The sequence below is a fragment of the Fibrobacter sp. UBA4297 genome (genome assembly GCF_002394865.1).
Lineage (GTDB): Bacteria > Fibrobacterota > Fibrobacteria > Fibrobacterales > Fibrobacteraceae > Fibrobacter.
In genome coordinates, this window is the sequence record NZ_DGUZ01000010.1 from 67130 (window position 1) to 89658 (window position 22529).

A 22529-nucleotide genomic window follows, 5' to 3' on the forward strand; every position below is an offset into this window, starting at 1 on the left:
ATGAGACACGGTGTAAAAAACAAGAAACTGGGTGTTAACGCCCAACACAAGCGTGCCATCCTCCGCGCCCTCACGACTTCTATTCTCGAGAAGGGCATGGAAACGGATCAGAACAAGCGCTATGTGCGTACTACTCTCCACAAGGCTAAGCTTGTGCGCAGCTGTGTAGAACGCATGATTACCTACGCAAAGAAGGGTGACCTTTCTGCACGTCGTGAAGCAGCTCGCTTCGTGATGGACCCGAAGGTTCTCCAGGATTTGTTCAACACGATCGGTCCGCGTTATGCAAACCGCAACGGCGGTTACACTCGCGTGCTGAAGCTCGGTCCGAACCGCGCCGGTGACGCTGCTGAAATGGCTCTTATCGGTCTCGTCGAAGACGAAATCGTTGCTAAGACCAAGAAGGCTGCTGAACCTGCCAAGGCTGACGCTGCTGTTGACATGGTCGAAGGCGAAGGCAAGTCCGCTAACTAAGATCAAATCGGTCTTTAAAAAAGGCACGGCTTATATGCCGCGCCTTTTTTGCATTTTTATAACTAATAATGACTATTGACTAACGACCACTGACCAAACAAAAACACCCTTCTACGCTCTAACTTCACCGGCTCAGTTCTAATTTTCCAGTTTTATTTTTGTATTATTTGGTGACTTGACATCTTTTTCACCAACTGCAGAATAGCAATATGCGATCTTTTATTGTCTATCTTATTTTGGCGTGCGTGTGTGCCTTTGCCTCGGATTCAATGTTTGGCAATTCTTCGTCTAAGAGTTTTGTCCTTGGCGAAGGAACGTCTACGCGTGGCGCTGCGTCGCTTACGCCGATGTATGCCGAAATGCCGGTCGATTCTAATTACGTGCTTGGTCCTGGCGATTTTTTGGACTTGATGCTTGAAGACAAGTATCTCTCTATCCAGGTGTACCCGGACGGGTATATTGCCGTGGAGGAATGCGGTGCCGTGCATGTTGGCGGAAAGACTTTTGGCGAGGCGCAGAAGCTTATTCTTGACATGGTGTCAAAGCGCTACAAGCGCGAGTACTGCTTTGTTCAGCTTGCGGCTTTGAAGAAGTTCCGCGTAAATGCGATGGGTGCTATTGGACTTGTCGGGCAGCATATCGTGGATCCGCAGACGAGGCTTAGCTTGTTCATCCGTTCCATCGGGAACCCGCTCCCAAATGCGAATACGGAAGATGTGCAGGTGATTCGTGGCAAGGACACGATACATGTGAACTATACTGCGATGACGACTAATGGCGACTTCAGTAATGACGTGATGCTGGAACAGGGCGACAAGGTCTTTGTGCCGTTTATCCCGATGGGTGATAACGTGACCTTGATGTTCCCCGGGTTTAGGACTAGCGTCGCCTACCGTGCAGATAGGACACTTCAGGAATATTTTGACCTCGCTGGCGCTAACCGCATGCACAATTATGGCTACAAGTCGGTGTGTGTGCGAGAGCCGGGCAAGGATCCTCGCTGGATTACGCTTGCCGAGATGAGGACGACGACGGTAGAACCGAATACGGAAATTGAGTTTTTCGTGAAGGAGCTCTTTGTCTATATCGGAGGGGCCTTGAACTATATCGGGCGCTACAGTTACAACCCGACATGGCATGCGCTTGACTATATCGCCTCGGGCGGTATAAACACTAATACAGGCAACTGGGGACAGGTCAAGGTCTGGCGTGGCGACAAGCCTAAGGCTATCACGATTAACGTTGCGACAGACCCGATTTTGCCAGGCGACTATATCGAAATCCCGAAGAGCCATTACGAATCGTTCAAGGACTTTACCTTGTTCTTGGCGTCCCTCTTGAGCGTGATTTCGACAGTCTTCATCATTTACACCAGCAATAAGTAGTTTATGGAAAAGCAAGAGTCTATCGGTTTTGTTGAAATCTGCTTGCGGATTCTGAATAACGACTTGAAGCATTTCAAGTTTGTCGTGGCGATGGTCCTTATCCCGACGATTGTCGCCTTTGTGATGGTCATGTGGGTTGTGAAGCCGAAGTATGCGGCTGCGGCGATCGTGACGCCACCTGCGTCGACGCAACCCATGACAGGGGCCCTCGCCGGGCTCATGGGCGGCTCGGGCATGAGTTCGCTTCTCGGGATATCCATGGACAACGAGGATGTGAATGCCGTATGGACAATTTTCAATTCCTGGGAATTGCATGACCAGGCGATTGCGAAGTTTGACCTCGCGAAGCACTACAAGTTCAAGGGAAAGTTCCATGCCGACTTGCTGAAGGAGTTCCGCAAGAATTTTGGCCTCGAATTGAACAAGGAAGACATGCTTTCCATCTATTTCAAGGACACGGATGCAAAGCTTGCTGTCGATGTCGTAAATTTTATGCTCACGAAGGCGGATTCGGCGTTCAATGCGTTCAAGACGAAGCAGGCCCGCCAGTCCAGGGAGTATTTCCAGTCAAGGCTTGATTCTTGCGAACATGCGCTGGATTCCCTGCTCAAGGACTTTGTCGATTTCCAGGTGAAGAACAACGTGTATGAACCGAATGTGCAGATCGAGGCGACCATCAAGTACTTGAGCGAGTTGCAGGCCGTGCGTGAAGAAGTGGGCATGGAGATGAACTTCGAGAAGCTCGACCGCGGCGAGAACAGCAAGCGCTACCAGGAACTTGTAAAGCGCATGAAGGGGATGAATTCCGCTCTCGGCGGGACGCTCAAGGGCAAGCACCGCAATATCGGCATCATGGAGCTCCAGAAGGCTCCGGGACTTTATGCGGAATACATGAGGCGCGAAGCGGAAATCCGCATCCAGGAAACGATGTACAAGGTGTTGCGCCAGCAGAGCGAGCAGATGCGCCTCGAAGAAGCGAAAATGCTCACGAACCTCCATGTGCTTGAACCGCCTTGGGAAAATGACAAGAAGATTTCCCCGAAACGCGGTCTGATCCTTGCGTTTACTGTGTTCTTCTCGTTCTTCTTGGCGACGCTTCTCAGCAACTTTGTGGAGTACATGCGTTCGGAAAGCCGCACGAATGGCAAGACGGCCTCCGAGTGGGATTTCTTTGTCAAGAAAGTCTGCTTCTGGCATAAGTAGTTTTTGGAGCGTCTGGGCATGATGGAGATGCTGTTTGCTCATCCCGAGTCAAGCGTGATGTTTGCGCTTGCCATCGTCGCCTTGGTGCTTGTCTCCATTTTAAAGGAAGATTTTTTCCGCCCGTCGACTCTGTACTTCTTGGTGCAGATGGTGATGCTTGGTGTCTCGTATTTGCAGTTCTTGCCGATGATGTCGGACTTTAACTATTCGACGTGGCTTGTTTGGGGCGGCGGCATGTTCTGCTTTTTGGTCGGTTGCTATGTGACGGACTTTGCCTGGAAATCGGCAGGCGGGCTTCCGCTACAGAATCGGCTTTCGGTACATGGCGAGTACAACTGGGTCTGCCATTTCTTTTTCAGTTTCTCGGCGTTTGCGTATTTCTTTGTGGGCGTGCTCGGCGTGATTTCGGTGACCGGGAACCTTGTGCTCTTGACGGACAATCCGTCGCAATGGCTTACGGGTAAGGATAACGATGTGCTCAAGTACGCCGACTTCTTTACCTCGGGTGCGATGGTGGTCGGGCTTTTTGCTGTGGCGTCGTTCAAGTCGATGAACCCGGTGCGATGGGTGCGCTACGCGTCGCGTTTTATGGTGCTGTTTACGATTCTCCTTTCGTTTGCGACGTACCCGAGCCGCGGTATCAACATGCTTTGCCTTGGCATGTTCATGATTTTGTTCAACTACTTGCGCGGACGTTTTTCGTGGCGTTCGCTTGCGGTGGTGACGGTGTTTGTTGTCATCTTTTTTGTGGGGGTCGCAGCCCTCAAGGGACAGTACGGCAACTCGGATGTGACCGATAGCAAGATTGCAAAGGAAGTGGCGCTGCTACCGTACAAGTACGTGGCGAACAACTACTGGAATCTGGATTACGCGTTCAACCGCTATAGCGATATCCCGGAGCACGACTGGACGTATGGCATTGATGCGTTCTTTGGCGTGACGCACTTGTTACATATTGGAGACGGACTCCAGGCGAACTTTGGCTGGGATACGCCGTATAACGAGAGTGTGGTGAAGTACACGGGCCTCAACACGATTCCGTACCTGTGGGATGCGTACAAGGACTTTGGACTTCCGGGGATATTCCTTTTGCCGTTTTTCTTTGGCATGCTCTTTACGTATTGCTACCACAAGACGGCGGTGGCGAAAAGCCCGCTTACACTATTGCTCACGGCGACATTCATGATGTGGATTATTCTGTGGAATTTCACGACCGGTTACAAGCAAAGTATGTACTGGGTGTGGATGTCGTTTTTCTTCTTTGTCTGTACCGTCAGTAGCGGCAAGCGCTCAATTTTACCAGCGGACCCTGAAGTCGTGGGGAATGATGGGGCTGATGCGAAATGTGAAGTCGCGGCAGGCAGAACCTAGAGCGTAGAATTTATGGGTTATATCACCGATGTATTGATAAATATTTTGTTAGAACTGTTGTCTATATTGCTCAATTGGCGACATCTTCTGATATTATTGTTTATCGTTGCTTTGGGCTTCTGTATTTATAAGTTTCTGGTGCCGCTGTTTGGCTAGGTGTTTGGACGCTTGCTTTGCCTGTAAACTTAGTTGTGTAAAAGCCTTGGGCTATTAGCTAATGGCTAAAACTTCAATCTGCGTTTTTGCACAAAATACCCAAATAAAATTGCGGTAATCACGAAATCGCCGGTGAGGGCGAAAAGCGGAATCATGGCGTTTTCGAGGTAAATCCCTGCAAACCCGCAGGCGATGACGTTCGAGGCTCCGCCGATGCTTACCATGACGGCGTAGGCGCGTGTAGCGTGCTCCTTGAGGAGTGTCGAGATGAGCGTGGTGCGTGCGGCCTGGAAAATGAGCGAGAACGAAAGTATCTGTAAAATGCTAGCGCTTGTCTGTAACGTGGCGTCGGTCCAGGGGGCGGCAAAGAAGAGAATTTTGAGAATCCATGTGGGGAATAGCCACAGGGGCGATGAGCAAATCGCAATGAACAGTGTGAATATCGCGATGTCCTTGAGGTGGAGGTTCTTGTCGTGCGTGGAGTGGAGCGTGATGAGGTTCGACGAGATGAAGTGCACCATGATGCCTGAGCAGAGCACGAGAATCTTGTGCCCGAAGTTGTAGCAGCCGAGGAATTCGGCGCTGGCGAACTTGTCGGCGACATAAAGCCCGATGGGGAGGTAGGCGAATGCGGCAAAGCTCGAGATGGCATACGGAATGCCCGCCTTGACCATGAGCGCGATAAAGCGGAACGTGCGGCGCGTGATTTTTAGGAGGTGCGCGTGGAACGCCTGCGTGACGCCATAGAAAAATGCAGGGAGGGCGGCAAGCACCATTGCAAGGGCGATGAGCTCTATGCGTTCAATCTTGAAGTAGAGAAGTGCTGCTCCCATGACGGCGGAATACGAAATCGTGTGCAATAGCTTCGAGACGAAGAGGCGTTTCCAGAATTTCCCGCAGATGAAGTACCAGTCGAAAAATGCGTGCTGGAAGATGAGCCCGAACGTGAAAATGAGTTCGCCGTAGAAAATGGGGTGGTTGAAGCGGAACGTGAACGCGAAAGCGACCATGAGGAGTGCGGCAACCACGGCGGAGAAAAGCCTAAGCTGGAGGATGCTCCTGAAAAGCGTCCCTTTTGTGGCGCGGCTTCCGAAAAAGGCGAGGATGAGGGTCGTCATGCCGAAGTCTGCGATGGCGCAGAAGATGGAATAGTCGGTCTGGAGCAGCCCGAAATGCCCGTAAGAGGCGGTTCCAAGGTTACGCGCAATAAAATTCTGGACAAAAAATGAAATTCCTTGGATAAGGAGGTTTACAAATGCGATGAAAACACCGATTCTTATATTGCGGAACGCTTGAAACATGGAGGTAAAGATAAAAAAGAGTTTAGTTATTGGTTATTGGTCAATAGTCATTGGTTGTAGGTCGATTAGTACTAAAGACTAACAACTACTGACTAAGAACTATTGACTAATCACTAAAAACTGTTTACTATATTTCGAGTCATGGGTAAATTGCAAGGTCAAAGTTCTTTCTTCGTTCCGGGTCCGCCGGCAAAGCCGGGTGAGGCCCACAGGCCGCTGGTCGAGTTCTTGCTTCGCGAAGTTCGCGGGGAATCTGTGCTCGATCTTGGTGGTGGCGAAGGTGCCTATTCGCTTGAGGTGAAGAAGGCTGGCTTTGACACGACTGTTGCTGATATCAACGAGAAGTCGCTTGCAGTTGCCGAAAAGAACGGACTCAAGACTAAATTGCTTGAACCGGGTGAACCGCTTGGCGAGAATCTTGCCGATACGGTCATGATGATTGAAGTTTTGGAACATGTGCCAAATCCGGTGGACTTCTTGAAGTCTGCTATCGGGGCGGCAAAGAAGCGTGTGGTGTTTTCGCTCCCGTGTACGAACGATTTTAACACTTTGTTCGAAAGCGGGCTCACGTATGCGCATATTGCGGTATCCGACCACTTGTGGCACTTTTCGTACGACGAGATGAAGCAGATGCTTGATTCCCTCGGCGTGGAGTATCGCCTTGCTATGGGCGACTACTTGTTCCCGGGGGCTGGTATCAGGCTCTTGCGCGACTGTTTTAGGGGGCCTTTGGGCCTTTTGATGCTCCCGTTTCGCGTACTGAACAAGCTCGGTCTGATTCCAAAGCGTTACCCGTCCCGTTTTTACGGGGTCATCGAAAAAAGGTGATTCGTTTTTAGGCAATTTTTTGTATCTTTGGTCTTGAAATCGCGAGAGTGGCGGAATTGGCAGACGCGCCAGACTTAGGATCTGGTACTTCGGTGTGTGGGTTCGACTCCCACCCCTCGCAGTTCTTTTTTTATCACCTTTTTAACAACCGTATACCGGAGTATATATGTCCGCTGAAATCAAAGAAACAAGCGCAACCGTGCGCACCCTTGAAATTACAATCCCGCAGGGTGATCTCAAGGTTCCGTTCGAAAAGAAGCTTTCTCAGTACAAGAAGCAGGTCGCCTTGAAGGGCTTCCGCCAGGGTCAAGTGCCGAAGTCCATGATCTTGAAGCAGTTCGGACCGTCCATCCGTCACGAAGCTGTCGATGAAGTCGTGAACGCAATCGTTCAGGAAGAACTCAAGAAGGCGAACATCATCCCGGTTGGCAAGATGCTCGTGAAGGATTTCAACGACGACGAAAAGAGCGACATCACACTTAAGGTCGAAGTCGAAATTGATCCGGAAATCGATATCAAGGGTTACGCTGACACGGGCATCACCGTTCCGGCTACCGCCGTCCACGAAGAAGAAGTCCAGGCCGAATTCGACCGCCTCATGCAGATGTGGAGCAAGGACGAACACGTTGACCGTGAAGCCAAGAAGGGTGACGTTGTCGTTGGCGACTATATCGAAGTTGTTATCGACGGTGAAAAGCAGGAACTTCCGGAAAACAAGGAATTCCGTTCTCTCCTCGGTGAATCCGCAAGTCCTGGATTCGACGAAGGCCTCATGGGCTCTAAGGCCGGCGACAAGAAGGAAATCAACTTCAAGTATCCGGATGACCACAAGGACGAACGCTACCGCGGCAAGACTGCTCAGTTCAACGTCGAAATCAAGGACGTCCGCGAAATCGTTCCGCCGACTTTGGACGAAGAATTCTGCAAGCAGATTGGCGTCAAGGACGAAGCTGACTTGAGAAACAACCTCGCTGAAAGCCTCGCCGCCCAGAAGAAGGACGCTGCAAAGAACAAGGCTATCAACGAAGCTATCGACAAGCTCATCGAAGCTAACCCGTTCGAAGTGCCGAAGGCTCGTATCTACGACCTCATCAAGTGGACGCTCAACCGCAATGCCCAGAGCGAAAAGGACGTTGTGGAACCGACCGAAGAACAGATAAACGAACTCTCCGGTGAAGCAATCCGCGAAATTAAAAAGCACCGCATTCTCGAATTCGTCGCCACGAAGGAAAAGATCAAGCCGACGCAGGCTCTCGTTGACGAACGCCTCCAGCAGATGGCTAACGCTTATCACGTGGAATTCGAAAATCTGAAGAACCACTTCCGCCAGTCTGGCCGTATCAACCAGCTGCGCGACGAACTTCGCTTCCAGATGGCTGCTGACTTCATCGTCGGTATCCGCCCGGCAGCTGAAGAAACAAAGTAATAAGAGGAATAAATGATCATCCCTACCGTCATTGAAACAACCGGGCGCGGTGAACGCGCTTACGATATCTATTCCAGACTTCTCAAGGAACGTATCATCTTTTTGGGCACGCCGATTAACGACGAAGTGGCAAACAACGTCATGGCCCAGTTGATTTTCCTTGAATACGAGAATCCGGAAAAGGATATCACGCTGTATATAAACAGCCCGGGCGGTTACGTGTCGGCAGGGCTTGCCATTTATGATACCATGCAGCACGTACGCCCGAATATCGCTACGATCTGCATTGGTAGTTGTGCTTCGATGGCTGCCGTGCTCCTTGCTGCAGGTACGAAGGGCAAGCGCTATGCGCTCCCGCATTCCCGCATCATGTTGCACCAGCCGTCGGGTGCCGCTACTGGACAATCTACAGATATTCAGATTACCGCCAAGGAAATTATCCGCACTAAGGATACCCTTACCGAAATTGTTGCTAAGCATACCGGAAAGCCGGTCGACGAAGTCCGCGAAAAGACTGACCGCGACTTTTACATGAGCCCGGAAGAAGCTAAGGCCTTTGGCGTCATCGATGAAATTTTTGTGCCGCGTAAAGAGGGAATTTAATGTACCGTAGTGGCAAGAACCACCCGGCTGTAAGCTGCAGTTTTTGCGGAAAGCCGGCAGAACAAGTCGAAAAGATGATCACCGGTGCCGGTGCGTATATTTGCAGTGATTGCATACGCATGTGCAGCCGCATTCTTGAAGAAGACTTGGCACGTACGAAACAGGAACAGGAAGCGAAGGAAATTTCTTCAAAGCCGCTCCCGCTCCCGACCGAAATCAAGGCGCACTTGGACGATTTTGTCATTGGACAGGACCGTGCAAAGATGGCGCTCTCTGTGGCGGTTTACAACCATTACAAACGCTTGCGTTACAAGCAGACGCACAAGTCCAAGGACGATGTCGATGTCGAAAAGTCGAACTTGCTCCTGGTCGGTCCGACTGGTTCGGGCAAGACGCTCTTGGCGCAGACGATGGCCCGTTTTTTGGACGTGCCGTTCACGATTGCCGATGCGACGGTCTTGACTGAAGCTGGTTACGTGGGCGAAGACGTCGATAGCATTATCGTGCGCCTGTTGCAGGCTGCCGATTACGATGTGGCTAAGGCTGAACGCGGCATTATCTTTATCGACGAAATCGATAAGATTGCAAGGAAGACCGCTAACCCCTCCATCACGCGAGACGTGAGCGGTGAAGGCGTGCAGCAGGGCCTCTTGAAGCTCTTGGAAGGTACGGTTGCATCGGTCCCGCCGAAGGGTGGCCGTAAGCATCCGGAACAGCCGCTTGTGCAGGTGAACACAAGAAACATCCTGTTCATTTGCGGTGGCGCCTTTGAAACCTTGGACAAGATTATCTCCCAGCGCGTGAACCAGGGTGGTATGGGCTTTGGTGCCGATATCCACACGGCAAGCGAAAACAGCTTGAGCGAACTCTTCAAGCAGCTCGAGCCGGAAGACTTGATCAAGTTCGGCCTCATCCCGGAAATTGTCGGACGTTTGCCGATTGCTGTTGCTCTCGAAGAACTCGACGAGACGGCTCTCCTCAACATCTTGACGAAGCCAAAGAACGCTCTCGTGAAGCAGTATAAGAGCTTGTTTGCAATGGACAACATCAAGCTCGAATTCGAGGACGATGCTCTCAAGGAAATCGTCCGCGAAACGATGACCCGCAAGACGGGTGCACGTGGGCTCCGCTCCGTGATGGAACGCGTGCTGCAGCAGGCTATGTTCAAGATGCCAGGCTCTGGCGAAAAGAAGTTCACCGTGACTGTCGAAATGGTGAAGGAAGGCCTCACGCACAACAAGAAAAAGTCCTAGTTGTTGCTGTGGACTGCGAATTTTAGCAGTTGCCGAAAAACGGTGACTGCTTTTTTGTTCCCTCACCTTTCAAAATACTATCTTTATAGTGTATGGCTTTTGACTTTAATAAAACGTATCCGTTGCTCCCTCTGAGGGATGCTGTTGTATTTCCGCTGACGACTAGACGCATTTTGGTGGGCCGCGAGATGTCACTCCGTGCCCTGGAATTCGCTGAGAATCATAACAACGAAATTATCCTGGTTGCACAGAAGAATGTGGAACAGGAAACGCTCGACAACCCGATGCTCGACCTTTACTCGGTGGGCGTGGTTGCCCGCGTGGCGAATGTGACGCCGTTCCCGAATGGCTGCGTGAAGGTTGTGCTGGAAGGCGACAGCGTGGTAGATCTCCGTTCGATTGCTTTGCGCGATGGCTTTTTGCAGGTGACGGTCTCGCCGAGAGAACATTTTATCAAGGCCGAAGACAAGAGCGAAAAGTTTGAAGACGTGCTGAACATGTTCCGCGAATATGCGATGCATAGGAACATTGCTGATGGCATGGTCGAAGCGCTCTTTACGATGGATAGCCACATCAACGCGTTTTACGGGATGATCCCGTTCCTCTCGATTTCGCTTTCCGAGAAGCAGGCGCTTTTGGAACTCGAAACGATTGATGCGCTTGCAGACCGCCTGATTAGCCTGATGCAGGTCGCTCAGGAAAACGAGAACGTGATGATTCGCGTGCAGCAGAACGTGCGTCAGAAGATGGCCCAGCAGCAGAAGGAATGGTTTATCTCGGAGCAGATTCGCCAGTTGCAAGATGAGTTGGACGGCGAAAATGGCGGTGCTTCGGAACCGGACCAGTTGCTCAAGAAAATCAAGGCCAAGAAGTTTAGCAAGGCGATTGAAGAAAAGCTCGAAGAAGAAATCGGTCGCATGCGCATGATGCAGCCGACCTCCCCGGAATACGCGGTGAGCCGCAATTACGTGGACTGGTTCCTCTCGCTCCCGTATGGTGTTTACACCGATACCGTTTTGAACATGAAGAAGGTGAAGGCGGAACTCGATTCCAAGCACTTTGGCTTGGATAAAGTCAAGGAACGCATTATGGAATACGTGGCCGTGCTGAAGCTTACCGGTACGGAACGCCGCGCTCCGATCCTTTGCCTTGTGGGTCCTCCGGGTGTTGGCAAGACGACGCTTGTGGAATCGATTGCAACCGCGATGCAGCGTAATTTTGTCCGCATTACGCTTGGTGGCGTGCGTGACGAAGCTGAAATTCGTGGTCACCGCCGCACTTACATTGGGGCGATGCCGGGCCGCTTTATCCATGCGTTACGCCGTGCAAAGTGCATGAACCCGGTGATTTTGCTCGATGAAATCGACAAGATGGCAAGCGACTTTAGAGGCGACCCTGCAAGTGCCATGCTTGAAGTTTTGGACCCGGAACAGAACCATGACTTTACCGACCACTTCATGGAAGTGGGTCTCGACCTCTCCCGCGTGCTCTTTATTGCGACGGCAAATAGCGAAGGCGAAATTCCGGAAGCTCTGCGTGACCGTATGGAAGTGGTGCGCTTGCCGGGCTACTATCCGCATGAAAAGCTGCAGATTGCGGGCAAGTATTTGCTCCCGCGCATCTGTGAACGCACGGGCGTGAAGCTTGGCGAACAGGTGAGCTTTAGCGACGAGATGATTAACGCTGTGATGCGCGGCTGGACACGTGAAGCGGGCGTCCGTGAACTTGAACGCGTACTTGAAAGTGCGGTGCGCCATCGTGCAAAAGACATTGTGATGGGCAAAAAAATCAAGCCGGAAGTGACGGCGAAGGTGCTTCAGGATTACCTCGGCGCCCCGAGATTCTTGGACAACCAGCTGCCGGAACCGGGCCGCCCGGGCGTTGTGACAGGCCTTGCCTGGACAAGTGTCGGTGGCGAAATTTTGCCTATTGAATGCATGCTCTTGAGCGGTAAGGGCCAGCTGATTTTGACGGGTAAGCTTGGCGACGTGATGAAGGAATCGGCACAGATTGCCGTTTCGCTTGTTCGTGAACGCTTGCAACGCTTTGGCATTGACCCTGCGATTGTGAAAAAGACCGACATCCACATTCACGTGCCGGAAGGTGCCGTGCCGAAGGATGGCCCCTCTGCAGGAATCGCGCTTACGCTCTGCCTCTTGAGTGCGTTTACGAAGCAGCCGATTTCACCGGACATTGCGTTTACGGGTGAAGTGAGCCTTACGGGCGCCTGCCTCCCGATTGGTGGCTTGAACGAGAAGGCGCTTGCTGCACTTGCCGCTGGCGTGAAGACGCTCCACTTGCCGGAAGGCAACAAGAAGGATGTGGCTGAACTCCCGGAACCGGCAAAGAAGGGCCTCAAGATTTTCACGCACAAGCACATTGATGAAATTGTGAAGATTTTGTTCAAAATGCCGAAGGCGGGTCAGGCGAAAGACGGGAATACCGCGAAGGTTGGTGTGCCTGCCGAACCATCCGAAACGAAAAATGCTGACGCGAAGGTTGCCAAGACTGCCGCGAAACCTGTTGCGAAAAAGCCCGCGAAGAAAGCGTGATTGATTGTGAAAAAAAAAAGTGCCCGCCACAGTGATGTGCGCGGGCCTTTTTGCTATTTCCCTTTTTCTTTGGCGTAGGCAGAGGCCTTGTCAACAAAGGTTTGCAGATCCATTTTGTCGAAATGTTCACGTTGCCATTTGGTATAGTCAAATCGTTCTCTTTGGACCGCTGCTATAAAATACTCAGTGTCAACAACTCCGAGTTCACGGATGAGGCATTCCATTCCTCTGGAAAGCAATTCGATTGTTGCTGGTGGAGTGATTTCAGTTATCATTTTCAGCACCTCCGCTTATTAGATTAAGGAACTCTATGGGGTTGATCAATTTTATCGAATTACTTTTATATTTAAGCATCCGCTTGTCCGTACTTAAAAGATAATCACAATTCATTAATTCTGCACAGGCAATGTGACAAGCGTCTTTCATTTTTACCCCTGTTGCCATGATTTTCTTGGCATTTATGGCGATTACATCTGATTTGTCGCTTCCTACATAATCGAAAACATTATCATTCAAAAATTTTGTTATAGCAGATTTTCTGTCTGTGTACGGATTACAAGAATTTTCGTAATCAAGAATAAATGATGAAGCCAATTGCAATTTTTGTGCTTTTACAAGAGATTGTATTTGCATTTTAGCTTGTGCTTCAATGGAAATGGTCAAATGGCTTTGGTCGTCATAAGGCCGGTTGTAGCAGCAGTTGTCTAGATATATTTTCATATCCTTTAGATTATATAGTTGATTAAATTGAATCGGAGTGCCGATTCATCTAGCAAACGATATAGCTAAGGATTTAGGAAAAGATATAAGAAAGGATATAGCAAAATCCAGTATGTTGATACTGGTACTTTGTAATTTATAAAAATCTTTTTGAGAAGAGTAGTATATTAACTGGCGAATAAATTTTTTAATATTAGGCCGAAAAGGATTTATTATCTTTTAACTGAAAAACATAATCACTAATCACTGTCTACTTCCAACTTCTAACGGTCTACTAAAACTATGGAATTCACACTTGATGAAATGCGCGAGCACCTTGCAGCTCTCGAAGCAAGGATTGGCGAGGCTTGCAAGATTGCGGGCCGCAGCCGAGATTCGGTTAAGCTTGTGTGGGTGAGCAAGTTCCACCCGGCAGAAGCTGTGGAAAATGCGATTGCTTTGGGTGCAACGGACTTTGGCGAGAACCGCGTGCAAGAGGCGGAACTCAAGTTCTCTGAGCCGCGTACGGCTCTCAACGGCGAACGAGTGCGTTGCCATGTGATTGGTCCTGTGCAAAGTAACAAGCTCAAGAAGGCGGCGCTTGTGGCCGACTGCATCCATTCTATCGCGAGCATCGAAGCTGTGGAAAAGCTGGAGAAGGTCTGTGCCGCAGCTGCAAATGGCCAAGGCAAGGTTCTTGACATTTTGTTCCAGGTGAACGCTGGCGAAGAAGAAACGAAGAGCGGCTTGGACGTGCATGAGGCTGAAACTTTCTTGAACGATCTTGCGGCAAAAGCGGGCGCTGCCACTGATGACGGCAAGAGCGAAAACTTTCCGCATTTGCGTTTCCGCGGCCTCATGACGATTGGCAAGAATACGGGTGTTCCGGAAGATTCTCGCAAGTGCTTTGCGTTCTTGCGTGGGCTGCAACAGAAGTTCCTTGCGAAAGGTGGCGCTTTTGCGAAGTTCGATCAGCTTTCGATGGGCATGACGCTTGATTTGGAAGTCGCGATTGAAGAAGGTTCCACGATGATTCGCGTGGGCACGGCTTTGTTCGGCGAACGCGATTACAGCAAACCGGTAAACGACCCCGCATAGAACACTACACCTCAATTTCCATGCCGGTGTGCATTTGTGCGACTTTGTCGCCGAGCACATCGTGCAAAATCTCGTAGGCGTGTTGCCCGGTGCAATGCCCTGTGTAGATTTTTTGAACGTTCAAATCGCGGAGGCGTTCGGCGAATGCTTTCACGCGGTCGTCGGATGTGCGGAAAAGGTGGAATCCGCCGAGGATGGCATAAATTTGCTTGCCGGGGAAAGTCGCTTCGATTTCCTTGATGATGTTGTCGGCGCCGCCGTGGCTGCAACTGTTCATGATGAACAAACCTTTGGGTGTGTCGAAGACTAGACTTTGTTCGTGGTTGAAACTGTCGGGGCGGTACTTGCCGTTTTCCTTGACGCTCATGTGGGCGCGCTTGCCAATTTCATCGAGGTTTGGCGTCTTGTGACCGACGAGCGTTACTCCTGGTAAAATTTCGCAGTCGCCGTTGACGAATACGATGCGGTTGGCATTCTTTTTGAGCGTTCCTTTGCGGATGCCGATGTATTCTTGGTACGTGAAAAACTTTAAGAATTTGTGCGTATGATAGCAGTTTTCGCGGGCGGCATCTCGCAAGTAGAATTTTGCGTGGTCGTTCTTGTCGAAGAATTCCTGCATGCCGTCGGCGTGATCGTAGTGCGCGTGGCTCAAGACACCCGCATCGATTTTGGAAATGTCAATCCCCATGAGTGCAGCATTCTTGGCGAACTGCGCTGAAGCTCCCGTGTCGAGCAGAATGCGCTTGCCGTTGAATTCAGTGTAGACGCAAAGTCCCCATTCGCCCTTTAATTGTTTTTGTGAAGTTTCGGCCGTGCAAGAATCGCAAGTGCAGCCGCTGCTGGCAAAACCGCTGATGTTGTCTATGAGAATCTTAATTTTCATTTTCTCTTATGGTTCCTATCGCCTTCGGCTCCAGGATGACAGTGCCTTTTGCGGGCATCACCTTACACAGTTCCTATTGCTATTGCGGTTCATTTGATGTGTCTTTAAATGCTTTGTAGAAATTCAAAAACTGTTCGGGGCTGAGTTCTTCGGCACGGATGGTCGTGGGCCAGTCCAAAAGTTCAATCGTGCTTTGGATTTTCTTCTTGTCGTAATTTCTGCCGAAAGAATTGGCGAGCGTCTTGCGCTTTTGCGTGAAGGCAGTGCGGACAAAGTCAAAAAATCCATCGGGCGCCTGGAGGGCGTCTTCGCGCGGTGTCAAAAGCATCGTGGCGCTATCGACATTCGGCTTTGGCGTAAAATGCTCCGGTCCGATTTTGCGCAAAATCTGCGTGTTGGCAAAAGCGGAAACGAGTACGGATAAGCTTCCGTAATTGCTGGAACAGGGCTCAGCGCAAATGCGTTCGGCGACTTCGAGCTGTACCATTCCCATAAAGCCCTTGGTCAAATGCAAGCGCGGCATGAGCCCTGCAATAATCGCTGTGCTTACGTTGTACGGCAAATTGCCGGTAACCCACGGCTTTGCGTGTGCATCCAAAAACGCCTGCAAGTCAAACTTCAGAAAGTCGATGTTGACAATGTTGAAATTTTTGTAGCCCTTGAATTTTTCGTTCAGGACTTTGACGCATTGCTCGTCAATTTCGACGGCGGTAAGTTCAAGCCCGCGATTGAGCAAGTGTTCCGTGAGTGCGCCGTGACCAGGTCCAATCTCAAGGACGAATTCGCCTGCTTCGGCGGGCAAATCGCCTGCGATAGCGGTGGCGGTTTCAACATCCAAAAAGTTCTGTCCAAATTTACGGCGGCGTGCTCTATCCATGACGGGGAATATAGAAAATGGAGTTGAATTATGTGTGTGGTTCGCTACATCAAAAGTTTCTAAATTGGAATCAATGTTGTCGAGAATAATCACATTTTGTTTTTTGGTGTGCAGCCTAGCTTTTGCCGATGGTCTTTCTTTTGCACTTTCTCCATCGCAAAATGCACTTGCCGAACAGATTACGCAAAAGACGATGGAACTCGACTATGTCGAAGCGTTCAATTTGGCGCGTAAGCTCCGCCTTGAAAACGATGGTGTGGGCTGCCTTTTTCAAGGCATCATTGGTGTAAGCCTGTACGATGATAAAGGCGATACAGCCTCGATAAAAGCGGCTGCCAAGAATCTGGAATCTTGTAAGACCGAAGGGCTTTGGGACGCTCTCCGCAATTATGAAATCGGGTATATCCTTCTGGAAACTGGTCATGCCATCAAGGGCGCGTTGCAAACGCGTTCGGCTGCGAAGTTGTTTAAAGAATCCCCGGATCTGGAGGCGAAAGCATTTTATGCTGTTTATGCTTACTTTATAGACAACAGCTTAGTTTGGCTTCCGTTTAAATCGGATAACCGCGAAATATATCTTCAAATGCTCGATGAGGCGTCTCTCAAGTCGAAACGTTTTTGGCCGCTGTTCTTGACACCGCTCATTTGGATATACTTCGATCGCAAGGATTTTCAAAAGGGGTTGGAACTTGCTGAACTCGGGCTTAAAAAGGCCCCGAATCATCCGATTATGTTCCAAATCAAGGCGGACATGCTCTATAGACTCAAACGCTATGACGAAGCCGCCGTTGCCTACGAGAAAAGTGCCGCCGATTATCTCGCTCGCACCGGAAAATCCATACGCTACTGGTGCTCGGTATTGAACCTTATCCGCATTTACCATGATGCTGGCAATGAAACCAAGGCTGGTGAACAACGTAATAAACTCAAGGACGCTGAATATAAAAAGCTTGAAAAGTGGATGCCCAGCTGGATTATGGACGATCTCAAGGACCGCAAGTTGATTTAATCCCCCATATTGAATCCAAATAGTTTTTAGCATCATCTAGCTTTTTCTATCTTGTCCTTTGTAAAATCATTTGGCGGTTTGGCGGTGCCTTAGGATTTTGCGTTTTAAAATCAACAGTCCTAACCACTAGCCACTAACCACTAATCACTAAACAGAGGTTTAATATGTCCGTTGCGATGCAAGATGTGATGAAACAGTCCGGGGTGGCGTTTGGTACGAGCGGTGCTCGCGGTCTCGTGAGCGCTATGACCGACCGTGTGTGCTATGTGTATGCACGTTCCTTTATCAAGTACTGCGAAGCGTCTTACAAGTGCGAACATACGATTGCAATTGCGGGCGACTTGCGTCCGAGTACGGAACGCATTTTGAAGTCTCTCGTGCAGGCTGGCGCCGATGCGAACTGGAAGGTGATTTACTGCGGCCGCATCCCGAGCCCGGCTATTGCGATGTACGGCATTGACAAGCATTTGCCGACCATCATGGTGACGGGCAGCCACATTCCGGCTGACCGCAACGGTATCAAGTTCAACCACCCGAATGGCGAAATCACGAAGGCCGACGAACAGGGAATTGTTTCGCAGTCGGTCGATTTCGACGAAGCGCTTTTTGACGACAAGGGCATGCTGAAGGCTGCGCCGGAACTCCCGGCGGTCGAGGCGGAAGCCGAAGCAAATTACTGCAAGCGTTACCCGGACTTTTTCGGTAGCGATGCATTGCATGGACTCACGATTGGCGTTTACCAGCATTCCGCTGTGGGCCGCGACATCGTGGTGAAGGTTCTTGAAAGCCTCGGTGCAACGGTCAAGCCGTTTGGACGTAGCGATGTGTTTGTGCCGGTCGATACCGAAGCTATCCGCAAAGAAGACGAAGAGCTTGCCCGTGAGTTTACGCACAAGGATTACGTGGATGCCGTGTTCAGTACCGATGGCGATTCTGACCGGCCGCTTTTGGCTGATGACGTGGGCATGTGGCTCCGTGGCGACGTGCTTGGCATTTTGGCCGCACAGTCTCTGGGAATCAAGCGCATTGCAACTCCGGTGAGCTGCAACACTTCACTTGAAAAGTCCGGCAGTTTTGAAAAGATTTGCCGCACGCGTATCGGTAGCCCTTACGTGATTGCAGGCATGGAAAGCCTGGTCGATGCAAACGACAAGAGCCTCACGGTTGCAGGTTACGAAGCCAATGGCGGTTTCTTGCTCGAGACAGATTTGACGCTCGATGGCCGCACACTCAAGGCCCTCCCGACACGTGACGCCCTCCTCCCGATGATTGCCGTGATGGTAATGGTCCGCAAGGAACGCATGTGCGTTGTGGATTTGCTCCGCAAGTTGCCGAAGCGCTTTACCGTGAGCGACCGCCTCAAGGAATTCCCGACCGAAAAGTCCAAGGCGAAGCTTGCTGAAATTCGCGAAAAGAATCTCGGCGAAAAGCTGTTCGGCGCTCTCGCTGCAAAGCCTTCCAAGTTTGCAAAGGACGGTTCTGCGCCGAAAGCGTTCCAGGGCAAGATGGTTTCTTTAAATGAGGTCGATGGTTACCGCATGGAATTCGATTCTGGCGACATCATCCACTTGCGTCCGAGCGGAAACGCTCCGGAATTCCGCTGCTACGTGGAAACCGAAGGCAAGGAACGCAGTGCAGAACTCCTCGCGGACTGCCTCAAGATTATGGAAGGTTGGCGAAATTAGAACTTAGTTGGCAGAGCTTAGAACTTAGGGATATTGCAATATTCTAAGTTCTAAGAGCGCAGCGGTCTAAGTTCTAAGTTCTATTTTTTAGTATCTTATACTTCGTATGTTCAAAAAGTTTCTTTCGTTTGCACTGACTGTTGGTTCCCTCGCATTTGCAGGGGAGTATTGGCATTTGGACCCGGGCGGTGTGACGATGAAGTTTTTAGCGATGCAGGTTTCGCCGCGTGCGGCTGCACTCTCGGGTGCAGGCGTTGCTGATCCCGGTCGCGTGTCCGAAATTTCGCGCAATCCACTTGCGATGAGCGTTGCAAACGATGCGGAATTTGGACTTAGCCAGGTGATTTTTGGCAATGGCGGTGCCGATAACTTTGTTTCGGCATATTACGGTCTCCCGATTGGCGACAAGTACACGCTAGGGCTTGCTGTTGACTTTTTGGGTTACGATAACATTGAAGGCCGTGACGAGAATGGTCTCAAGACTTCGGAATACGGCTCTTACGCTTGGTCGCTTTTAGCCGGTTTCGGCAGCCGTTCCAAGATTTTCAACTGGGCCGCTTCGGCACGTTTTGCCACGCAGACGATTGATGACGAAACTGGATTTTTGTTCTCTGTCGATGCGGGTGGCTCTTTCCGCGTGAATGAGTATTTGTCATTCGGTGCAAACTTTACGAATCTCGGTTTTGCAAGCAAGTATGAATCCGAGAAAGAAGCAGCACCGCTTGCGCTCCAGGCGGGCGTGACGGGATTCATCCCGATTCTTGACCGTTGGATGGTGCATTTGTCTGTAGATGCGTACCGCCGTGCCGATACAAAGGCTCAGGTCTTGGTTGGCGGCGAAGTGGTCTACTTCGATATGCTCTCGTTCCGCATGGGCTATGCAATCCGCCCGGATACCGAAGATGCAGTTAGTGGCGGCCTCGGTGTGACGTTTGGCATGATCGTGTTTGACTACGCTTATAGCCCGCGCCCGGCGTTTGAAGGCGGCAACCATTACATCGCCGTCGGCGTGAAGTTCTAATTCGTTCCCGTTCTGATTTGGCTTGCTCAAGCTTCAATCGGGCGGTTCAATTTTTCGCACGAGTTCCATTCGCGGAGCTCGTGCTTTTTTATTTGGTAGCACAGGCATCCGCGGCTGATTTTGAGCGCTTTGGCGGCTCTGCTTTTATTCCCATTGTGTTCGTATAGCGCTTTTTGAATAAATTGCCAATTCGGTGCCGAGGCTCGTGTGTTGCAGTACGTGTAGTGTTCATCGATATCGTTTATCGTCTGGTGCGAAAATTCTTCGGAGAGGATTTCTTCAAGCGATATTTCGTGTTGCCTTAATAGTGCGTAGCGCTGGAGGACGTTTTTCAGCTGGCGGATATTGCCCGGCCAGTCGTATCTGGAAAGTGCCCTGATTTCCCATTTGCGGAGCAGGAGTTGAACGGCAAAAGTCCTTGCTGTGATATCGTTCCAAATGGCTGTGGCGATGTCGGCGAAGTCGTCCCGGTTGCGGAGCGGCGGGATCACGATGGGGAAGGCGTTCAGCCTGAAGAACAGGTCCTTGCGGAAGTTCCCGCTGTGGATTTCGTTTTGCAAGTTGCGGTTTGTGGCGCATATAAGCCTGAAGTCGACCGGTTCGTTTTGCGTGGCGCCGAGCGGGAGCACGGAATGTTCCTGCAAGATGCGTAAAAGCTTGCTCTGCATGTCGAATGGCATTTCGCCGATTTCGTCGAGGAATAGCGTGCCGCCGTTTGCCGCCTGCACAATGCCTTGGTGATCGCTTGCGGCTCCGGTGTAAGAGCCTTTTTTGGCGCCTTCTAGGAGGCTCTCGGCGAGGTTACGTGCAATGGCTCCGCAGTTGAGTGCTACGAATGGCCCCTCGCTTCGTGGGCTGTGTTCATGGATAAACCTAGCGGCGATTTCCTTGCCGACTCCCGATTCTCCCTGCAACAGTACGGGAATGTTCGATTTGGCGGCGATAAGCATCAATTGTTCGTGTTTTTTCATAGACCTTCAAAGTTTTACTTGAGGTGGTTCTACTATATAAACACGCTTTTTTCGCCCGTTTGTCCTGTAAATTTTTATTAATCAATTTTCCGTTCACCATTGACACCTTGCACACTTTTTCTATCTTTGTCCGCGCGGCGGTAAAGTGCCGCTGCTTAACATTGCACAAAACCAAGTGGCTGGCCAGATGGGTAGGCTTGGGCACGACAACCGCGAGGAAAGTGGTTGCGCTCGAAGCCGAGAGGTTTGGTGGCCCAAAGGAACAAAATGTCTAGAATCGTATGTAAGTTCGGTGGCTCCTCTGTCGCCGACGCAGGTCAGTTCAAAAAAATCAAGGCCATTGTCGAAAGCGACAAGAACCGCAAAGTCATCGTCGTTTCTGCTCCGGGCAAGCGTAATCCGAAAGAAACCAAACTGACCGACCTCCTCTACAGCACCTATGATCTCGCCTCCAAGGGCCTCGATTTCTCCACGCCGTGGAACCTCATCCGCCAGCGCTATGATGAAATCTGCAAGGACCTCGGTCTTGAAGACAAGCTTACCGAAGACCTCGACAGTCTCGAAGACAAGCTCAAGAACCATCCGGAATCCGTGAGCACGGACTTCCTCGTGAGCCGTGGCGAATTCCTCTGCGCACGCCTTATGGCAAAGTATCTCGGTGCAAACTTCGTCGATAGCTACCCGCTCATCACTTTCGATGACAAGTACCGCATCGCTCCGAAGACTTACGAAGAAATTGCAAAGGCTCTCGGCGACGAAAATCAGTTGTACGTCTTGCCGGGCTTCTATGGCTCTAACCTCCGTGGCGAAGTGAAGACCTTCAGCCGTGGCGGTTCCGATATCACTGGCGCCATCCTCGCGAACGGCATTGACGCAGCCAAGTACGAAAACTGGACCGACGTTTCGGGCATGCTCATGGCTGACCCGCGCATCGTTGAAAATCCGCTGCCTATCGAATACGTGAGCTACCGCGAAATCCGCGAACTTGCATACTCCGGCGCAAGTGTGCTCCACGACGAATCCATCGCTCCCTGCCGCGCGAAGAAGATTCCTATCAACATCCGCAACACGAACCGCCCGGAAGACGCAGGCACCATCATTGGCCCGACTCCGGAAAGCGCAAAGCTCCCGATTACGGGTGTTGCAGGCCGCAAGGGCTTCTCGATGATCTACATCGAAAAGTCCATGATGAACAAGGAAGTTGGCTTTGGCCGCCGCGTGCTCGCTGTGCTCGAAAGCGAAGGACTCTCCTACGAACTTTGCCCGAGTGCAATTGACTCCATGAGCATTGTCGTGGATTCCAAGGCTCTCGACGCCGTGCAGGACGTTGTCCTCGAAGACATCACGCAGCAGATGCGTCCGGACCGTATCAAGATTTTCCCGGGCATCGCTCTTATCGCTACCGTGGGTCACGGCATGACGAACAAGATTGGTGTTGCCGCGAAGCTCTTTACGGCTCTTGCCGAAAGCAAGGTGAACGTCCGCATTATCGACCAGGGTTCTTCCCAGATCAACATCATCACCGGTGTTGACGAAGCCGATACTGAAAAGGCTATCAAGGCCATCTACGCTGCCTTCGTGAAGTAAAAAATGGCGGGGCACGCCCCGCTTAATATAACGCGCGATTGTCATTCCCGCTACCGAGCTCTTTGATCACTTAGTGCTTTAGCACTTATGTGAGCATGATCCGCGTATGGGGAGGGCACCTCCTTACGCGATGTCATCCTGAGCAAG

20 protein-coding genes and 1 tRNA gene are annotated in these 22529 nt (G+C 50.9%); 15 read left to right on the forward strand and 6 right to left on the reverse strand.

What is annotated here, in order from left to right:
* The 4 genes from rplQ (at position 1) to B3A20_RS05240 (ending at position 4433) form a co-directional block, all read left to right on the forward strand.
* Positions 1 to 474 (forward strand): 50S ribosomal protein L17, encoded by a 474-nt coding sequence (rplQ, locus tag B3A20_RS05225; RefSeq protein ID WP_290762589.1) that lies wholly within the window; start codon positions 1 to 3, stop codon positions 472 to 474.
* Between the two features lie 209 nt (positions 475 to 683).
* Positions 684 to 1859 carry a polysaccharide biosynthesis/export family protein gene (locus B3A20_RS05230; RefSeq protein WP_290762591.1) on the forward strand — a complete coding sequence of 392 codons (1176 nt, stop codon included), beginning with the start codon at positions 684 to 686 and terminating at the stop codon, positions 1857 to 1859.
* A 3-nt stretch (positions 1860 to 1862) separates the two neighbouring features.
* Positions 1863 to 3062 (forward strand): GumC family protein, encoded by a 1200-nt coding sequence (locus B3A20_RS05235; RefSeq protein WP_290762593.1) that lies wholly within the window; start codon positions 1863 to 1865, stop codon positions 3060 to 3062.
* Between the two features lie 18 nt (positions 3063 to 3080).
* Entirely contained in the window at positions 3081 to 4433 is a 1353-nt protein-coding gene (locus B3A20_RS05240) for an O-antigen polymerase (RefSeq protein ID WP_290762595.1), read from the forward strand.
* Between the two features lie 221 nt (positions 4434 to 4654).
* Here the strand turns inward: B3A20_RS05240 and B3A20_RS05245 are convergent, their stop codons facing one another.
* Positions 4655 to 5890, reverse strand: a complete 1236-nt coding sequence (locus tag B3A20_RS05245) for an oligosaccharide flippase family protein (protein WP_290762597.1) — start codon at positions 5888 to 5890, stop codon at positions 4655 to 4657.
* A 141-nt stretch (positions 5891 to 6031) separates the two neighbouring features.
* Here B3A20_RS05245 and B3A20_RS05250 point away from each other — a divergent pair, with 141 nt between their 5' ends.
* The 6 genes from B3A20_RS05250 to lon all read left to right on the forward strand — a co-directional run bounded on the left by B3A20_RS05250 (position 6032) and on the right by lon (position 12552).
* Positions 6032 to 6718: a class I SAM-dependent methyltransferase gene (locus B3A20_RS05250; RefSeq protein ID WP_290762599.1), complete on the forward strand. Its 687-nt coding sequence runs from the start codon at positions 6032 to 6034 to the stop codon at positions 6716 to 6718.
* Positions 6719 to 6759: 41 nt separating this feature from the next.
* A tRNA-Leu gene (locus tag B3A20_RS05255) sits at positions 6760 to 6839 on the forward strand.
* Positions 6840 to 6884: 45 nt separating this feature from the next.
* Positions 6885 to 8144 carry a trigger factor gene (gene tig / locus B3A20_RS05260; RefSeq protein WP_290762601.1) on the forward strand — a complete coding sequence of 420 codons (1260 nt, stop codon included), beginning with the start codon at positions 6885 to 6887 and terminating at the stop codon, positions 8142 to 8144.
* A gap of 12 nt (positions 8145 to 8156) precedes the next feature.
* Positions 8157 to 8747: an ATP-dependent Clp protease proteolytic subunit gene (locus B3A20_RS05265; protein ID WP_014546088.1), complete on the forward strand. Its 591-nt coding sequence runs from the start codon at positions 8157 to 8159 to the stop codon at positions 8745 to 8747.
* Positions 8747 to 10000: an ATP-dependent Clp protease ATP-binding subunit ClpX gene (clpX, locus tag B3A20_RS05270; RefSeq protein ID WP_014546087.1), complete on the forward strand. Its 1254-nt coding sequence runs from the start codon at positions 8747 to 8749 to the stop codon at positions 9998 to 10000. The genes B3A20_RS05265 and clpX overlap by 1 nt, the downstream gene beginning before the upstream one ends.
* Positions 10001 to 10092: 92 nt before the next feature.
* Positions 10093 to 12552, forward strand: a complete 2460-nt coding sequence (gene lon, locus B3A20_RS05275; protein ID WP_290762605.1) for an endopeptidase La — start codon at positions 10093 to 10095, stop codon at positions 12550 to 12552.
* Between the two features lie 53 nt (positions 12553 to 12605).
* On the opposite strand, the gene B3A20_RS05280 is transcribed toward lon, so the two are convergent.
* Both B3A20_RS05280 and B3A20_RS05285 read right to left on the reverse strand, forming a co-directional pair.
* Complete coding sequence (locus B3A20_RS05280; RefSeq protein ID WP_073442676.1) at positions 12606 to 12827, reverse strand: hypothetical protein; 222 nt, start codon at positions 12825 to 12827, stop codon at positions 12606 to 12608.
* Positions 12817 to 13272, reverse strand: coding sequence for a type II toxin-antitoxin system VapC family toxin (locus tag B3A20_RS05285; RefSeq protein WP_085491807.1), 456 nt, complete (start codon positions 13270 to 13272; stop codon positions 12817 to 12819). The genes B3A20_RS05280 and B3A20_RS05285 overlap by 11 nt, the downstream gene beginning before the upstream one ends.
* 282 nt (positions 13273 to 13554) lie before the next feature.
* Here B3A20_RS05285 and B3A20_RS05290 point away from each other — a divergent pair, with 282 nt between their 5' ends.
* Complete coding sequence (locus B3A20_RS05290) at positions 13555 to 14349, forward strand: YggS family pyridoxal phosphate-dependent enzyme (RefSeq protein ID WP_290762608.1); 795 nt, start codon at positions 13555 to 13557, stop codon at positions 14347 to 14349.
* A 4-nt stretch (positions 14350 to 14353) separates the two neighbouring features.
* On the opposite strand, the gene B3A20_RS05295 is transcribed toward B3A20_RS05290, so the two are convergent.
* Positions 14354 to 15232: an MBL fold metallo-hydrolase gene (locus B3A20_RS05295; protein WP_290762610.1), complete on the reverse strand. Its 879-nt coding sequence runs from the start codon at positions 15230 to 15232 to the stop codon at positions 14354 to 14356.
* A gap of 79 nt (positions 15233 to 15311) precedes the next feature.
* The gene (gene rsmA, locus B3A20_RS05300; RefSeq protein WP_290762612.1) at positions 15312 to 16109 is read right to left on the reverse strand and encodes a 16S rRNA (adenine(1518)-N(6)/adenine(1519)-N(6))-dimethyltransferase RsmA; all 798 of its coding nucleotides are present in this window, start codon (positions 16107 to 16109) and stop codon (positions 15312 to 15314) included.
* Between the two features lie 73 nt (positions 16110 to 16182).
* On the opposite strand from rsmA, the gene B3A20_RS05305 reads away from it, so the two are divergent.
* The 3 genes from B3A20_RS05305 to B3A20_RS05315 all read left to right on the forward strand — a co-directional run bounded on the left by B3A20_RS05305 (position 16183) and on the right by B3A20_RS05315 (position 19824).
* Positions 16183 to 17118 carry a tetratricopeptide repeat protein gene (locus B3A20_RS05305; RefSeq protein ID WP_290762614.1) on the forward strand — a complete coding sequence of 312 codons (936 nt, stop codon included), beginning with the start codon at positions 16183 to 16185 and terminating at the stop codon, positions 17116 to 17118.
* A gap of 164 nt (positions 17119 to 17282) precedes the next feature.
* Positions 17283 to 18803, forward strand: coding sequence for a phosphomannomutase (locus B3A20_RS05310; RefSeq protein ID WP_290762616.1), 1521 nt, complete (start codon positions 17283 to 17285; stop codon positions 18801 to 18803).
* Positions 18804 to 18909: 106 nt separating this feature from the next.
* The gene (locus B3A20_RS05315) at positions 18910 to 19824 is read left to right on the forward strand and encodes a PorV/PorQ family protein (protein ID WP_290762617.1); all 915 of its coding nucleotides are present in this window, start codon (positions 18910 to 18912) and stop codon (positions 19822 to 19824) included.
* A 26-nt stretch (positions 19825 to 19850) separates the two neighbouring features.
* Here the strand turns inward: B3A20_RS05315 and B3A20_RS05320 are convergent, their stop codons facing one another.
* Positions 19851 to 20795: a sigma 54-interacting transcriptional regulator gene (locus B3A20_RS05320; protein ID WP_173562669.1), complete on the reverse strand. Its 945-nt coding sequence runs from the start codon at positions 20793 to 20795 to the stop codon at positions 19851 to 19853.
* Between the two features lie 267 nt (positions 20796 to 21062).
* Here B3A20_RS05320 and B3A20_RS05325 point away from each other — a divergent pair, with 267 nt between their 5' ends.
* Complete coding sequence (locus tag B3A20_RS05325) at positions 21063 to 22382, forward strand: aspartate kinase (protein ID WP_072830594.1); 1320 nt, start codon at positions 21063 to 21065, stop codon at positions 22380 to 22382.
* The last annotated feature ends 147 nt before the right edge of the window (positions 22383 to 22529 follow it).

Excerpts from the sequence above, each read along its gene's own strand:
- rplQ (WP_290762589.1), top strand. The coding sequence starts at position 1 with ATGAGACACGGTGTAAAAAACAAGAAACTGGGTGTTAACGCCCAACAC.
- B3A20_RS05230 (WP_290762591.1), top strand. The coding sequence starts at position 684 with ATGCGATCTTTTATTGTCTATCTTATTTTGGCGTGCGTGTGTGCCTTT.
- B3A20_RS05235 (WP_290762593.1), top strand. The coding sequence starts at position 1,863 with ATGGAAAAGCAAGAGTCTATCGGTTTTGTTGAAATCTGCTTGCGGATT.
- B3A20_RS05240 (WP_290762595.1), top strand. The coding sequence starts at position 3,081 with ATGATGGAGATGCTGTTTGCTCATCCCGAGTCAAGCGTGATGTTTGCG.
- B3A20_RS05245 (WP_290762597.1), bottom strand. The coding sequence starts at position 5,890 with ATGTTTCAAGCGTTCCGCAATATAAGAATCGGTGTTTTCATCGCATTT.
- B3A20_RS05250 (WP_290762599.1), top strand. The coding sequence starts at position 6,032 with ATGGGTAAATTGCAAGGTCAAAGTTCTTTCTTCGTTCCGGGTCCGCCG.
- tig (WP_290762601.1), top strand. The coding sequence starts at position 6,885 with ATGTCCGCTGAAATCAAAGAAACAAGCGCAACCGTGCGCACCCTTGAA.
- B3A20_RS05265 (WP_014546088.1), top strand. The coding sequence starts at position 8,157 with ATGATCATCCCTACCGTCATTGAAACAACCGGGCGCGGTGAACGCGCT.
- clpX (WP_014546087.1), top strand. The coding sequence starts at position 8,747 with ATGTACCGTAGTGGCAAGAACCACCCGGCTGTAAGCTGCAGTTTTTGC.
- lon (WP_290762605.1), top strand. The coding sequence starts at position 10,093 with ATGGCTTTTGACTTTAATAAAACGTATCCGTTGCTCCCTCTGAGGGAT.
- B3A20_RS05280 (WP_073442676.1), bottom strand. The coding sequence starts at position 12,827 with ATGATAACTGAAATCACTCCACCAGCAACAATCGAATTGCTTTCCAGA.
- B3A20_RS05285 (WP_085491807.1), bottom strand. The coding sequence starts at position 13,272 with ATGAAAATATATCTAGACAACTGCTGCTACAACCGGCCTTATGACGAC.
- B3A20_RS05290 (WP_290762608.1), top strand. The coding sequence starts at position 13,555 with ATGGAATTCACACTTGATGAAATGCGCGAGCACCTTGCAGCTCTCGAA.
- B3A20_RS05295 (WP_290762610.1), bottom strand. The coding sequence starts at position 15,232 with ATGAAAATTAAGATTCTCATAGACAACATCAGCGGTTTTGCCAGCAGC.
- rsmA (WP_290762612.1), bottom strand. The coding sequence starts at position 16,109 with ATGGATAGAGCACGCCGCCGTAAATTTGGACAGAACTTTTTGGATGTT.
- B3A20_RS05305 (WP_290762614.1), top strand. The coding sequence starts at position 16,183 with ATGTTGTCGAGAATAATCACATTTTGTTTTTTGGTGTGCAGCCTAGCT.
- B3A20_RS05310 (WP_290762616.1), top strand. The coding sequence starts at position 17,283 with ATGTCCGTTGCGATGCAAGATGTGATGAAACAGTCCGGGGTGGCGTTT.
- B3A20_RS05315 (WP_290762617.1), top strand. The coding sequence starts at position 18,910 with ATGTTCAAAAAGTTTCTTTCGTTTGCACTGACTGTTGGTTCCCTCGCA.
- B3A20_RS05320 (WP_173562669.1), bottom strand. The coding sequence starts at position 20,795 with ATGAAAAAACACGAACAATTGATGCTTATCGCCGCCAAATCGAACATT.
- B3A20_RS05325 (WP_072830594.1), top strand. The coding sequence starts at position 21,063 with ATGTCTAGAATCGTATGTAAGTTCGGTGGCTCCTCTGTCGCCGACGCA.